At 58.6% G+C, this 15,209-nt stretch carries 10 protein-coding genes; 7 read left to right on the plus strand and 3 right to left on the minus strand.

Annotation, left to right across the window (positions count from 1 at the left end):
* Positions 1-659: 659 nt before the first annotated feature.
* On the minus strand, positions 660-1,775 hold the full coding sequence (locus Q0L30_RS14065; protein ID WP_296657268.1) for a succinylglutamate desuccinylase/aspartoacylase family protein: 1,116 nt from the start codon (positions 1,773-1,775) through the stop codon (positions 660-662).
* A gap of 225 nt (positions 1,776-2,000) precedes the next feature.
* Positions 2,001-2,774, minus strand: coding sequence for an ABC transporter substrate-binding protein (locus Q0L30_RS14070; protein ID WP_296657269.1), 774 nt, complete (start codon positions 2,772-2,774; stop codon positions 2,001-2,003).
* A gap of 1,401 nt (positions 2,775-4,175) precedes the next feature.
* On the opposite strand from Q0L30_RS14070, the gene Q0L30_RS14075 reads away from it, so the two are divergent.
* Together Q0L30_RS14075 and Q0L30_RS14080 are read left to right on the plus strand one after the other, a co-directional pair.
* A complete protein-coding gene (locus tag Q0L30_RS14075) occupies positions 4,176-4,664 on the plus strand; it encodes an Rrf2 family transcriptional regulator (RefSeq protein ID WP_296657271.1) in 489 nt (162 codons plus the stop codon).
* Between the two features lie 302 nt (positions 4,665-4,966).
* Positions 4,967-5,395, plus strand: coding sequence for a hypothetical protein (locus tag Q0L30_RS14080; protein WP_296657273.1), 429 nt, complete (start codon positions 4,967-4,969; stop codon positions 5,393-5,395).
* A gap of 216 nt (positions 5,396-5,611) precedes the next feature.
* On the opposite strand, the gene Q0L30_RS14085 is transcribed toward Q0L30_RS14080, so the two are convergent.
* Positions 5,612-8,386: a LuxR C-terminal-related transcriptional regulator gene (locus tag Q0L30_RS14085; RefSeq protein WP_296657276.1), complete on the minus strand. Its 2,775-nt coding sequence runs from the start codon at positions 8,384-8,386 to the stop codon at positions 5,612-5,614.
* A gap of 172 nt (positions 8,387-8,558) precedes the next feature.
* On the opposite strand from Q0L30_RS14085, the gene Q0L30_RS14090 reads away from it, so the two are divergent.
* The 5 genes from Q0L30_RS14090 (at position 8,559) to Q0L30_RS14110 (ending at position 15,188) form a co-directional block, all read left to right on the plus strand.
* Entirely contained in the window at positions 8,559-9,806 is a 1,248-nt protein-coding gene (locus Q0L30_RS14090; RefSeq protein WP_296657278.1) for an acyl-CoA dehydrogenase family protein, read from the plus strand.
* A gap of 69 nt (positions 9,807-9,875) precedes the next feature.
* Complete coding sequence (locus tag Q0L30_RS14095) at positions 9,876-10,991, plus strand: DUF5938 domain-containing protein (RefSeq protein WP_296657281.1); 1,116 nt, start codon at positions 9,876-9,878, stop codon at positions 10,989-10,991.
* Between the two features lie 63 nt (positions 10,992-11,054).
* Positions 11,055-12,296, plus strand: a complete 1,242-nt coding sequence (locus Q0L30_RS14100) for a thiolase family protein (protein WP_296657284.1) — start codon at positions 11,055-11,057, stop codon at positions 12,294-12,296.
* Between the two features lie 73 nt (positions 12,297-12,369).
* Entirely contained in the window at positions 12,370-13,974 is a 1,605-nt protein-coding gene (locus Q0L30_RS14105) for a class I adenylate-forming enzyme family protein (RefSeq protein ID WP_296657285.1), read from the plus strand.
* 50 nt (positions 13,975-14,024) lie between these two features.
* The gene (locus Q0L30_RS14110) at positions 14,025-15,188 is read left to right on the plus strand and encodes an MFS transporter (RefSeq protein WP_296657288.1); all 1,164 of its coding nucleotides are present in this window, start codon (positions 14,025-14,027) and stop codon (positions 15,186-15,188) included.
* Positions 15,189-15,209 lie beyond the last annotated feature (21 nt).

Raw genomic sequence — 15,209 nt, forward strand, 5'->3', positions numbered from 1 at the left:
TGATGGAGTCCGTGCGCAGCGAGGTGCCGCATTACGATCTCGACCGCTATTTCGCGCCGGATATCGCGGCGGTCACGCGGCTGGTGCAGGGCGGCGCGATTGCGGCGCACAGCCCGCTTGCGTTCGAGTCTGAGAAGTAATTGGCACAGGGCTTTATCGGCCCTTATCCCGAGTAATGTCCGGCGTGCGCTGCCTGGTTGGGGCGCACGGGCTACAGGATCGAACCCGTGGCACCCGGTGTGTGTAAGCGGCCCTTTCTGACGAAGGAAGGGCCGCGCCACGCTTCGTGCTGCCCGCGCGAGATCGAGTCGCACCTTGAGAAATCAATCGCCACTTCGTGCGTGGCGAAAACCAAATTGCCGGATAGTCGCGCTTGAAATTGCCAGCGCTGGTCCGCTAACGCGAACGCCGTGTTTCAATCAATGCGTGCGCAACGACCAAAACCGCGCTTGTTGAATCAGCGGCAAGTTTGCGACGCCGTGGGTCCTGCGCGCCCAATCGTTCTTACCCGAATCCACAACGACTGCCGTGCCACGCCCACGTGGAGTGCGCACATGTCTCGCCTTTGCCGGCCAGGCGTTGAATCGTCTTCAACGCCTGGCTTCGATTAAGCCGCGCAGTACGTCGACGGCAGCGTCCCCGAAACCGCGCTCTCCCACTCAATTAGGCAGCAGCGAGCCATCCCGAAGGGGCTCGGCCCCGGCAACCCACGCCACCACCATTCCTGCGGTGGCGAAGCGCGTGCGCTGTCGAGCGAACAGCACGCCAGCGACGGAACTGTGGATTGTGACGACGCAATCGGTCAGCGGATCGACGATGTCGGCGATTGGCTCGCCGGGTTGGACGCAAACGCCGACCTGTGCACGGAACACGAGCACACCGGAAATCGGCGCCTGAAGCGGCTCGGTGCCCGCGAATGGCGTGGGCCCGAATTCGAGTTCTGGCAGCGGTGCGGGCGTGCCGTCGATGACGCCGCGCCGGGTCAGGTACTCGACGATTGCATTCGCGTCGCGCTCGGCGAACGCGTAAGTCACGTCCGCCTGGCCACGCAGTTCGATCGTCACCGAGATCGAACCGTTCGGAATCGGATAGCGCTCGCCATAGCGCGCACGCAGATCGGACCAGCAAAAACTGTGGATCTCGTCGAACGGACTGCCGTTCGAATTGAGCGCGAACAGCGAGGCTTTCGCGTCGAGATAGCGCGCGAGCGGTTCGACCTCGGGCCACAAATCGGGGTTCGTGTAGAGATGCAGCGCGGCTTCGAAGTCGCAGTGCAGATCGAGCACGACATCGGCGTCGCACGACAGGCGTTGCAGCGCGAGGCGCTGCGATTCGAGTTCGGTGGTCGGCGTTTGCTCGGAGAGTGCCTCGCGCATGGCGGCGCGTACGGCAAGCAGGTTCTGTTGCGCGTCGCCGGTCAGGCGAGACTCGATGCGCGGCATCACGAGTTCGGCCAGATCATGGAAGCCGCGGTTGAAATTAGATGCGGTGCCGGATTCGAAGCGGCCGAGCATCTGCCCGAGCAACCGCTGGTTGAGGCCGATCGGATTGGATACAGGCACGACGACGATTTCGCCGCGCAGCTTCCCTGCCGTTTCGAGCGCCGCGAGACGCTTGCGCAGTTCCCAGGCGACCAGCATGCCCGGTAGCTCGTCGGCGTGCAGCGACGACTGGATATAAATCTTTTGCCCGCCGCCCGGACCGTAGTGGAAGCTGGTGAGTTGCCGCTCGGTGCCGAGCGCCGGAGAAATCAACGGTTGGGTTTTCGTTTGCATGATGGAGTGAGTGCGCCGGGCATCGTACGTGCGCGCCGGATAAGTCAGTGCGGTTTACGCAATTGCAGGTGGGACAGGGCGCACAAATGGGGAGCGCCAGATCGGCTTATTCGACTGCATGCGACTCGCGGGCCTGAAAGCGGAAGCGGCTCCACCCAGGGGGGAGCCGTTCTGCCTGCGAGTCGGGCAACGCAAGGCGCGGTGTATTTCACGCGCCGTTGTACATCACGAACCGTACACGTCAAACGTGAAATACCGTGCTTCGATCTTCTTGTAGGTGCCGTCCTTGATGATGTCGCCGATCGCCTGATCGAGCTTCGCCTTCAGATCGGTATCTTCCTTGCGCAGACCGATGGCCGCGCCGTTTCCGAGCATCTTCAGATCGTTCGGTTCGCCGCCCGTAAACACGAAGCCCGCACCGCGCGGCGTATTCAGGAAGCCGAGGTCGACCTGCACGGCGTCTTGCAGCGCAGCGTCCAGGCGGCCCGAAATCAGGTCCGCGTAGACCTGGTCCTGATTCTGGTAAGGCACGACGTTCACGCCCTTCGATGCCCAGTTAGCCTTTGCATAGGTTTCCTGGATCGAGCCCTGCTCGACGCCGACCGACTTGCCCTTCAGCGAATCCACCGTTGGCTGGACGTTCGAGCCCTTCTTCGCGACGAGACGAGTCGGGGTGCGGAACAGCCGCTCCGAGAACGCGATCTGCTCCTTTCGTTGCGGCGTCATCGACATCGACGACAGGACGCCGTCGAACTTCCTCGCCTTCAGCGCGGGAATCATGCCGTCGAATTCGTTCTCGACCCAGACGCACTTCGCGTTCATACGTTTGCAAATCTCGTTGCCGAGGTCGATGTCGAAGCCGACCAGTTTGCCGTCCGCGCTTTTCGATTCAAACGGGGGGTAACTCGCATCCACGCCAAACCGGACAGTGGACCAGTCCTTCGCGCAAGCGGAGGTTGCGATCGCAAGGATCGCGATGCACAGTGCAAACTTCTTCATTGACGTGGGTTCCCAGAATGTTTTCGGCGCCACCGAGAAGGGCGGTGACATATCCAACCAACGGCCGTGTGGCTGTTTAGTTGTATAGACAAGATAGCTAAACAATCGCAATTGGATAAGTAGGGTTTTCGCTGACGACGGCTCACAAAACATCAATACGGGTCGCATCATCGCGGGAATGGAGGTGCGGCGGGAAGTGAAGAACCGGCGGTGCGAATTCAAGTTGTCTAGTCTTGATGGGTGGTGTCGCATCGAGAGAACCTGCCGGATGCGTTCCGCGCCATCGAGTGTCAGGCCGAAGGCGACGATCGGTGTGGCGTTATGTGCCTGCTCGAATCCAGTCTTCAGTGTTACCGGCATGTGCTGGATTTCCCCCGGTCGCGTCGACGAGCAATCCTGCAGGTATGTCACCGAGTTCCACGATTGCGGCCTTGCAAGTCCTATTGATTACCCGGTAATCGTTCCTGGATTCGTGATGCCGCGCAGAATTATTTGATCCTCCGAAAAACTCCATTCGAGTAACGACATAGAGCACCAGTTAGATGCTTCGATGGGCGGGTCATGCCTCAATGGTGGCTTTCCCTTTAATTTATGTTTCGAGTCAAATCATTCACACTATTTGCGCGTGAAATTGTCGCAAGAGAGCGAGTGATCCGATGACGGCTGTAAAAGCGGGATGAAATGGACGATTAACATCGCTATCAAATCGCTCTTAAATCTGATGTTAGAACGACCGGACAGCGCTGAATCTCTCCCGGTTTCCCGCACACCCGGATCAGAAGGGCAATGCAGCCGGTAGAAACCCGATATGGTTTGTTAAAGCATCGGCCTGCATCCGGTGTACCTGTGTCCCGACTGTCCAATTTCCCCGGGAATCAAATTAATCGGAGCTTCTCGCTGGCCCCCAGGGGAATACCGAATCGGTAACGTATGTAAACTTAAGAAATCTTCAGTAAACGTGCTCTCACTGAGAAGGCGAAGTCCCGGTTAAATGCGAATTCGAGAATGAATTTGCGAACCATGACCGCGATTAACATATTTATCGGATATATGATTTTATATCGCTATAGAATTACACCTCGAAAGGCGATTTATAAGTAAGTCGCACATCAAGTAAAGACTCACGCGATAGCGATGATTTGGGTATGCCACAGATTAACGCGCCGTGAAGTTATAGAGCACTCTGGGATGGCCGCCGGTCAAGCGGCCCCGGCGCGTCGCCGAGCCCGAATGCGTTGCTGAACTTCAGATTCAATAAAGGAATGAGGCGCACGTTTGCGGATTTCGACCGTGACGCAGCGGCAATGCCTGCCGTGACAGATCACGCCGTAGAAACAGACCGTTCTGCCCGCCAGGCGGCACGAAAACTGTCGCAAGCAGGACGCAGTCATATTGTGACTCATGAGACTGACTGATTTTACCGACTACAGCCTGAGGGTCCTGATCTATGTTGCGGTGTGCGGTGACGAACTCGCCACCATTCAGGAAATATCCGATGCGCTCGGTATTGCGCGTGGGCATCTTGCCAAGATCGTTCACACCCTTGGGCGGAACGGCTATCTGAGGACGACACGAGGAAGAATGGGGGGGATGCGGCTGGGACGCGCGGCAAACGAGATTACCGTTGGCTCGGTCGTGCGCGATACCGAAGCGGATTTCCACATCGTCGAATGTTTCAACGCCGCGGACAACCGATGCGCAATCACAGCGGCGTGCAATCTACGCGGCATTCTGCAGCGCGCCGCGCATGCATACATGGAAGTTCTTGACCAGTGTACGTTGGCGGATATTGTGATTGAACGAGGCACACTCGCACGTCTGATTGCTGGACCGCCCACGGCGCAGCCGCTGGTGCAATACACGCGCGAGCAGGTAACACCGGAGAGCTGATCGCGCCGGTACGGCAAAGGATCGTAATACATGGTCGAAGAGCTGTAGACAGGCTGGAGACATAAAGTTGTACTAAAAAATATCGGCATTTGAATGCCGGACATGCAAGGCGAAAACTGGAGTATCTGATAGTGAGACGGTTACACGACCAGCCCTACGTACGTAGCGTCTGGGAGACACACTACGTTGAACCACTGGTTCATTTCAGGAGCCTGCCCGGACAGGTCCTGCCGTGTGGCCCGGTGTGCGATGGGGCAAGCTACTACTATCTTGAAGCACTGCCGCGAGAAGGTGGCACCGCGGTGACTTTCATCGCAGAACGTCGTTACGCAGAGAAAATACTCCAGCATTTCGGCACGCCGCCGCTACCCGTATTCGATCCGCTCGTGCGCGCACGTCCGGTTGGACGCACGTCGCGTAATCCGCGGGCAGAGATGGTAGGGCTCAATGCGGATATCTATGACGCCATCCACATGCTGTGCCTCGCCAGCGGCTCGCCGCCCAAAAACGGTGTTACGCGCACGCTCGAATTGCTGCGAGCCGAACCGGGCAGGCAGATACAGCGGTACGAAATTGTCCGGTTCGCGCAGGCTGTGGCGCAGCGGGGTGACACACGCCCATTGACGCAGGCAGTCCGTTCGCTGGTCCGGAAAGAAGTGCGCCTGCACGCATTTCCGTTCATCTTCCTGCGCGCGCGCCTGCGCTACGAGCGCCTGCCCGAGGGGTTCTAGTAAAAATCCGTTTGAAAATCGCGCTGGGAGACCGCGATCAATTTTTAGGCCGATAGCGTGCCATTCGGTCTTGCCGCCGTTGCGCTCTGGACAGTTGGCTGCGTGTTGCAACGATTCGACAAGGACAGGGGGCGCTGACCATCCTGCATTCAGCGTTGAAATGCTGTCGCTCGTTCCAATGGAGCTTCAGAAAGACTTCCGGGTCGAGTTCATGCGTCAATGGCGCACTATACCGAGTTCCTGCGCACGAAAAACAGCATGAGCACGCTTGTCGACGGACAGTTTAGTGAAGATGCTCTTGACGTGCGTCTTGACGGTTCCGGGCGCAATGCCCAGCGTACGTGCGATTTCCTTATTGGACTGTCCTTGCGCGATTAATTTCACAATAGCTTGTTCGCGTGCGCTGAGCGTCTCCCCATCGCGTCGTGGTTTATCCTCCGAGCGATAGATCTCTCGCCAGCCGATGATAAGACTATCCAGGTATGTTGCAGTCCGCCCGGATTCTTCTGTGTCTCGTATGTCCTCTCGCGTCGCCTGAAGCAGTTCGCCGATCTCCGAACCTTGATCGAGTATCGTGCGGTAGATTCCAGCCGGCGCCGCGACTCGCACGACATCGTGGAACGTCCTGACGGCACGGGCGCGTTGGCGCGTCGCCAGCAACGCAACGGCCAGCACGGTTTTAAAGTTAACCGAAACAAAATCGCTGCGGCGGAGCGGCGAATCGTGCAAGGTGGCCTGGAGTGATTCAACCGCGGACTGTGCATCGCATCGGGACAGTGAAACATATGCGGCACCAAGCGTTCGGTAGTCTTGTATCTCCCTGAGGCACTGCCGGGAAATCGTGCTCGCACAGGCGAGCGCGAGTTGCTCGAGTCGCGTGGCGCATGCTGACGCTTCGGTTAATCGCCCTTCGGATATCAGCAAACGCGTGCGTTCAAGAAGTGACGCCGCGATTAACCGGTTCCAGCGCCGGTTGTGACCCAATGCCTCGGCTTGGTCCAACAACGCGTAGGCGTGCAATGTATCCGAGCGCGCGCGCGCGATCCGCACCTGCGTGACGTAGGCGATCAGTGCGCTATCAAGAAAGACTGCCAGATCGACAACGGGCATCAGATCAACGAGCAACGCTTCGGCCTCGTCTATTCGGTTTTGCTCGTAATGAATCTTTGCGAGCATCGGCGCATACAGTGCATTCAGGATGGACCGCGGACCGGCGTGACGTGCGGCGAGTCGCGCCGACTCGTTGAGGTGGCGCTCGGCAAGCCCAAAGTGCAACTGCTCCATCTCGGCAAAGCCCAGGATGCATAGCCTGTAGACTGAGGAGAAAACGTTGCGCTGATCTTCTTCGACGGAATACGGAATCCACGGAGTCGAGTACAACGCGTCGAGATTACCCATCTTCCACTGGCCGAAGCGAACCACGTTGGACGCGACGTTTGACGTCCAGCTATCGGTCGATGGACGATTCAGGCATCCCTGCGCGATTGCAAGGGCCCGCTCGGGTTCGTCCTGCAATGCGATGACGATCGAGCGAATCACCAGGCATTTCCAATGAATCTCATCGCGGTCCGCGTTTGCCTCGACCGTTACGTCGTGCTCGATGGCATTGAGCATCGTCAGCGCTTCGTCAAAACGCATCGCGAGTGCCATCCCCCAGGCAATCGCCAGCGTCACAACAACTTGCGCGCGCATGAGGTCCGCCGGGAATTGACGTTGCCAGCCGAGTAGCGTGAGCAGGTCGCCCTTTTTGACGAGCGCCATCGCGCATTGCTCCATCAAGCGAATGGCTTCGCTCGTCAATCCGGCCGCGATGGCATGCCTGACCGCCTCAGTCCAAAGAGCTTGTCCGGCATACCATTCGCATGCACGCCGGTGCAGATCTTTCGCATCAAAGCGGGGTTGCGCAGCCAGACGCTGGCACAGATACTCGGCCATCAGATGGTGATAACGAAACCAGTACCCTTCCGAATCGATAGGCTCAAGCAGCATCTGATGCGAGGCAATTGAAGCGAGCATGCTGTGACTATTTGCAGTCCCGGTGACGGCATCGCAGAGTGGGGCTGTCAACCGGTCCAGTATCGCCGTGCACATCATAAAATCGACCGTCTCGTCGGGAAGGCCGTGAAGAATTTCTTCCAGGTAGGTTGCAAGCGGTTTCGAGGTACCTGTTGCGGACCCAACTTCCCACGCACGTTGATGAGCATTGCGGGCCAACGCCGATGTAGAAATACGCAATGCCGCGGCCCAACCTTCCGTGCTTTCGCATAGCGACTTGATATCAGCCGCCGGCAGCTTCGCCGGGCAAGTGCTGTCAACGAGGCCTCGCGTTTCCTCGACGTTGAAGCGCAACATCGACGCATCGATCTCCAGCAATTCGTTATGCGCCCGCAAGCGGCCGAGATGCAGCGGAGGCTCGGTCCTGGAACAAATCACGAGGTGAACGTGTGACGGCGCATTGGCGATGAAGAACGACATTGCATCGTGGATGGTCGGCAGGCTGATTAGATGGTAATCGTCGATGAACAGACAGATTTCGTCATCCACGTCGACGAGTTCATTGATCAGCGTTGCCATCACTGAATTCGCCGGAACCAGCGACGCTTCGGCCGTCAGTCCAATCGCTGAAGCACCGACGTTCCCACATGCATATCGTAATGAATGTGAAAGGTGATGCAGGAATCGCGCGGGCTCGTCATCTGCCGCATCAAGCGAAAGCCACGCGACGAGCGTCCCGCTTGCCGCTAACCGGCTGAACCACGCCAGAGCAAGCGAAGTCTTGCCAAAGCCAGCGGGCGCCTTGATGACGGACAGGCGCTTGTCTGCCGCCTCTCCGGCTAAATCGGCGAGACGAGGACGGTCAATCAAGCCCTTGGGGATGCGCGGAGCAATAACTTTTGTCGCCAGCAAAACCGGAGGTCTCGCGGCGGATGTTGCGTTTGTATCCTGTGCGGTGCGTGCCGCACTCGGGTTATCCCTTGTCTCCATCTCCATTCTCTCTTCGCGCTCTCCCAAAAGGGAGATGTTGCGCGCGATCGTACTACGCCACTATCGACTCCTGAAAGCGAAGTACCGCCCTCGGGCCGGGCCAATAGTGTAAAGCGCTTGCCCACGTTTCTCTTGTGCTGCACACAAATCATAAGCCAACCACCTCAGAGGAGGAGACATGTCGGCAACATCCGCAATGTTCAAGCTTGGACCGCTTGGTGCCGAGCCCGATTTTTCCGACACTCGTCAATTGATTCAGCAGACGGTCCATCGCTTTGCACAGGAGGTGATGCGTCCTGTCGGCATCAAGCTGGATCGCATGACGCCCGAGGAAGTGATCGCACCCGGTTCGCCATACTGGGCGGCCCGCCAGAAGTTCATCGAACTTGGTTTTACCGTCGACAGTCTGCTCGAGCTCGAACCGGCCGAGCGCGCGAAGACGATGTGCATTCTGTTCGAAGAGCTGGGTTGGGGGGATGCCGGCCTCGCGGTTACCTTTGGGGCCGGCCTGCTGGCCGCTCTGCTGAGCGTATCTTTTGGCAATACGTTTTGCCGCTCGGTTGCGTCGGATGAAAAGCTGGGTTGCTGGGCCATCACGGAGCCGGACCACGGCTCCGACATGCTCGATCCGTCCGGCGCAATCTTCAACCCGCAAGGCACCTACGGCCGCCCGAACTGCGTGGCGACGATTCGCGGCGACGAAGTCATCATCAATGGCCAGAAGTCGGCCTGGGTATCGAACGGCACTGCGGCTGACGTGTGCATTTTGTATTGCGCGGCGGATAGCGGTTCCGGCGCGGATACGAAGCGCGGCGCCGTGATTATCGTGCCGATGGACGCGAAGGGCATCACGCGCGGCAAGCCGCTCGACAAGGTCGGTCAGCGCTCGCTGAATCAGGGCGAGATCTTCTTCGAGAATGTGACGCTGTCGAAAGAGCACATCCTTGCCGGTCCCGATCAGTATCTCGATGCCGTCTACGCGGTTCACGCGTTCGCGAACGCAGTGATGGGCGCCGTGTTCACCGGTACCGCACGCGCAGCCTACGAACTCGCCCATGCCTACGCCCACGAGCGCAAGCAGGGTGGTCTGCCGATCATCCGCCATCAGTCGGTTGCAGCCCGGTTGTTCCATATGTTCCGCAAGGTCGAAGCGGCTCGCGCGCTCACGCAGCGCGTCGTGCACTACAACTTCACGGCGGCAGTGCCATCGCTGCACGCAGCCATGACGGCGAAGGTCACGGCCACCCAGACCGCGCTCGAAGTCGCGAGCGATGCACTGCAGGTTTTCGGCGGCAACGGCCTGACGCGCGAATACCCGATTGAGAAAATCTGGCGCGACGCACGTGCCTCGCTAGTCGAGGACGGTTGCAACGAAATTCTGGCAATCAAGGGTGGCTACGCGCTGGTCGATCACGATCTGCTGTAGGCAACATGCTTTGAAACTGCAGCGCACGCGAAGCGTGCCTCACACCAAAAAATAGAAGGAGACAGTGAAATGGCAACGAAGTATGAGGTCGTGCTGTATGGCGCGAGTGGTTACACGGGCAAGCTGACGGCATGGAAGCTGGCCGAGCGCGGTATTCCCTTTATTGCCGCGGGCCGTAACAAAGAGCGCCTGGAAGAAGAAATGGCCAAGGTGCCGGAGCTGGCCGGTCACGACTATCAGTGCGTCGGCGTTCGTCACGATGTGGATTCGCTCGCTGAACTGTTCCGCGGCCGCAAGGCGGTCATCAATATCGTCGGCCCGTTCATGCAGCTGGGTCGCCCGGTTGTCGAGGCTGCCCTGTCTGCTGGCTGTCATTACTTCGACACGACCGGTGAAACCGACTGGATGGCACTGCTCAAGAATTCATACGGCAAGGCTTTTGCCGACAAGAATCTGGCGCTGTGTACCGGCAACTCGTATATGTGGACTGAAGGCAGTCTCGCTGCCGAGATCGCACTCGAGACGCCGGGTATCGATACCCTCGACATCGTCTATCTCGGCGATTCGCAAGTGAGCGTGGCGTCCGCCGCATCGTTCCTGCGGATGTGCACGAAGCCGCAATATTTTCTGCGTAACAACGAGCTTCAGCAATGGCCGTGGGCAACGCCATATCAGGTCCAGGTGCCGGGCGAGCATGTGATTCTCAATGCCCTTCCGTGGGGCGGCGGCGGTGAGCCGATCTGGTATCAGGACGACGCCCGCGTGACCAACTGTTCTACGTTGGTTTCGTTCCGCAATCAGGACATGTTCAATGCCGTGGTCGGCATGCTGAAGATGTTCGAGGAAAAGTACCGTTCGCTCGATGCGGCCGCGCAGGAAGACGTGACCAACGAACTGGGCAAGGCAGTGACCCAGGTCGAGCCGCCCCGCGAGAATCCGGACGTCAACCGTTGCACGTTGTCGTGCCACGGTCGTGGCAATACGAATTCCGTGAGCGTGATTTTGCGTGGCAATTCGCCGTACGCCCAGACGGGTGTGCTGGGCGCAGAAGCCGCGCGTCGTGTGCTGCGCGGCCAACTCAAGGAAGTGGGTTTCGTCTCGCCGGCACGCGCCTTCGGCGCACGCAGCCTGGTCAGCGCACTGGCCGAAGAAGGCTACCTGTCCTACGAAGTGAAAAACGTCTGATCCTGACCGCAGTGCGGGCCTGGTGGCTCGCACTGCGGACGTTTGGCGATGGAGGAATGATAGATGAGTGGCAAAGTGTTTATCGCAGGCGTTGGAATGACGCCGTTCGGCAAATATCTGGACACGAGCGTGAAGCAACTTGTGCACGCTGCCGTGACTGACGCACTTGCGGATGCAGGCTGTGACGTCAAGCAGTTTGGGGGCGCGTTCTTCGGCAATTCCACGCAAGGGCACATGGAGGGTCAGCACATGATCCGTGGCCAGCTTGCGTTGCGTGCGATGGGCATTGAAAGTATTCCCGTGATCAATGTCGAGAACGCCTGCGCAAGTGCGAGCTCGGCATTTCATCTCGCCGTCAACTATGTGATGGCCGGCGCCGCCGATATCGTTCTGGCGGTGGGAGCCGAAAAGATGTTTTCGCCCGACAAGGCGCGCATGTTCAGCGCATTCGATGGCGCCTGGGACGTGCATGACACGGAAAACAGCAAGCGTAGGCTGTTGCAGATGGGCGAAGGCGTCGTGCCGCCGGAGGGGAGTATTTCGCCAAAGCCCTATAGCGTTTTTATGGACATTTACGCGTCGATGGGCCGTATGCATATGCGTGAATACGGTACGACGCAGCGCCAGTTCGCGGCGGTGTCAGCCAAGAATCACATGCATTCGGTGCATAACCCGCATGCACAGTACCGGCAGCCGTATCTGATTGAAGAAATTCTCAGTGCGCCGCCCATCACCTGGCCGCTCACTTTGCCGATGTGTTCGCCGGTCAGCGATGGCGCTGCGGCGGCGATTGTCTGCAATGAGGCGGGGCTCAAACGACTCAATGTCAATCGCGCGCGCGTCATTCAGGTGCTCGCCTCGGTGATCCAGACTGGAACCGATCGACCGGCTACCGCGCTGGAGCATCACCTTGTGCGAAAGGGTGCCGCGCGCGCTTACGAGATTGCTGGTGTCGGACCGAAGGATGTGTCGGTCGCGGAGGTGCATGACGCGACCGCGATCGGTGAAGTTATCCAATCCGAAGTGCTTGGCCTGTGCGAACCGGGAATGGGCGGCGCATGCGCGGAGCGCGGCGAAACTGCGATCGGTGGCCGCGTTCCGATCAACCCGTCCGGTGGTCTTGAGTCGAAGGGCCATCCGATCGGTGCGACGGGGCTGGGTCAAATCTACGAACTCGTGGTGCAACTGCGTGGCGAAGCCGGAGCGCGACAAGTCGAAGGCGCGCGCATTGCCATTGCCGAAAACGGCGGTGGATTGTGCGGCGTGGAAGAAGCCGTGGCGAGTATCACGATTCTCGGCCAGTGAGATGGAATGCCCGGTCGACCGCTCATGAGTGGTCGACCGGGCGATAAATATATATACAAGGAGACATGGTGCGATGAGCACTAGACCGGAAACCAACCTGGCGGCAATCATTGCCAACCGGGCTGAAACCATGCCTGATCGCGATGTGCTCACTGTTGAAGGCGCAGGCGTGCGTCCCGACGAGGTGCGCACGTATCGAGCGCTCTGGGAACAGGGGCGGCGCCTCGCGCAGGTCCTGATCGAACAAGGTATGCGCCCGGGCGACCGCTTCGCATTGCTGATGGCCAACCACGCGGAGTTCGTCGATGCCATGGTTGCCGCAGCGATTTCGGGTACCGTGTTTGTGCCCCTTGATCCGCGAGTCAAGGGCGACAAACTGACGTTCATGCTCGACAACGCGCAATGTAAGGGGGTCATCGCCGCAGATTACTCACTCGACAATCTCCTCGCTGTACGCGAGTCGCTGCCGCGCCTGTCGTGGGTGATTGGGCTGGAAACGGGCGAGGTAGCTCATTCGCGCATCGGCACTCACGGTGTCTTGTCCTACCGTGATGCGCTGCCGCCGCAAGTGCCGAAGCTGGAAATTGCCGCCAATGATCCGAATGGCGCGATGCAGTTGATCTTTACCTCGGGAACGACCGGTGACCCGAAAGGGATCGTGATGACCCATCTGCGATTCTGTGCAACTGCCGCCGCAGTGCCGGCAATGCTCGGGTACCAGGCCGATGAGCGTCCGTATTCGGGGTTGTCGCTCACGCATGCCAATGCGCAGGTGTTGACCTTGGGGGCGTCGCTCGCAACGGGCATGCGCGCCGTGATGTCGCGTCGCTTTACAAAGTCGCGCCTGTGGGACATTACCCGCAAGTATGGTTGCACGACATTCACGCTGCTCGGCGGTATGACGACAGCCATTTATAGCGAACCGCGTCAACCGAACGATGCAGCTAACCCTGTGCGTTTTGTGGTGTCGGCAGGCATGCCAGCAGCGATCTGGAAAGCGTTCGAATCGCGCTTCAATGTCGGTGTCGTCGAATTTTACGGTGCGGCCGAGGGTGGATTGACCGTGAAACCGTTGGGCGTGGGCCCAGTAGGAAGTATCGGCAAACCGGTGTCGAATCTTCGACATCGAATTGTTGACGAGAACGGCAACGATTGCACCGCTGGCGTGCCCGGTGAATTGCTCTTTCAGGGCGTGGATGGTGCGCCCGCAACGGTCGAATATTTCGGCAATCCAGAAGCCTCGGCAAAGAAGTGCAAGGATGGCTGGTTGCATATGGGCGATATCGTCCATGCGGACGAAGACGGCTGGCTTTACTTCGACTGTCGCAAGGGCGGCGGAATTCGACACAACGGGGAATTCATCAACACGGCGCCGATCGAGAAGGTCATCGCCGAGTTGAGCGATGTTGCCGATGTCTATGTTTATGGTGTCAAGGCGGCTTCCGGGGCACCCGGTGAGAAGGATATGGTCGCCGCGGTCGTACCGACGCAGATCGACACATTCGATCCTCAACTGGTGTTCCGTACCTGCCGGGAAAAGCTCGATTCGAGTTCTGTGATGTCCTGGGTACAGGTCCTGGATGAGATTCCGAAGACAGCGTCGGAAAAGCCCGTGGATCGATTCCTGATCCAGATGTTCGAGGAACGGCGCAACAAGGTCTTTTCTGAAGTGCGCTGATTGAGCTAACGGGTAAGGATGATCTCCGTGACCCTATCCAGAGGTGAAGTATGAAAGCGCGTTTGAAGGGGCTATCGAAGGCCGCAGTTCTCTACATCAGTGCTTTGGCATGGGCGCCGGCCTTTTTGCTGCCCTACGATGTTCCGTCGTCGATGCAGCGATTCGGACTGAGTGAGGAACACGCCGGCTGGCTGGCTTCCTGCGTTCTCCTGCTCGTTGCGCTGTCGGCCATGATTGTCGGGCGGCGCGTTGGAACGCTGGACAAGCGCCGCTATTCGCTCGTTTCCTGTGCGGTCGGATTATTGGCTATTACCGGCGTGGCGGTTTTTAACGATTTCTATATCGTTAGTGTGCTCAAGGGGATTTTGGGCATCGCGCTCGGTGTACTGATCGCATGTACGTATGCTGTGATGTCGATGGACGACCATCCCGAGAAAGTATTTGCCGAACTGACGCTCACCATGGCAATCCTCTATGGCGCTGTGATGTTCAGTATCCCGTTCGTAACCGAGCGCGTCGGGGTGAAGGGAACGGAGCTGGTGGAAATTGCCATGTTCGCGATCGGTGTTCTGATTGCATTCTGGATGCCGGTGGCAAAAATCTCCGATGCGGCTGAAGCGGCCATCGAGCGGGGAATTTCGCGCTCGACCACGATTTGCGAAATCTGGATATTGGTCAGCATTTTCGCAACGTTTGTCATGCAGACGGCAGCGATGAGCTTCGCCGAGTTGGCGGGGCAAACGCGGGGAATTGACGCTCATGAATTGGGTACCATCCTCATGATTCAGGCCCTGCTTCAATTCCCGGCCGGTATTTTGGCTCGCTCACTGGGTGACCGCGCGGGTTTCTACAAACCGATCTATGCCGCGCTGTTCGTGTTGTTTCTGGTTTCTATCGGCATGTATTGTCAACACAACCGAAGCTTGTTCATCGTGGCGACGTGCCTGGTCAACGCTGCGGCAACGGTTGCTTTTCCGTTCTCGTTGGGTCTGCTCGCGAACCTGGATGAAAGCGGGCGTAGCTCGGCCATGGCAGGGTCCGTGTCGAATATTGGTCTGGCGCTGGGCCCGGCGGCGGGCGGATTCGCGTTGGCTTTCGGCGGCTTGCAGGGCGTGGGCTGGATGTCGGCTGGTGTGATCGTGCTGGGGATTATTGCTATCACGTTGGCGTCGCGTAAAACGGTCTCGGGACAAGTACGGGCCGAGGCGATTTAAGTACTCATGGCAAGGAGACAA

This window comes from Paraburkholderia sp. (assembly GCF_024281035.1).
In the GTDB taxonomy this organism is placed as follows: Bacteria; Pseudomonadota; Gammaproteobacteria; order Burkholderiales; family Burkholderiaceae; genus Paraburkholderia.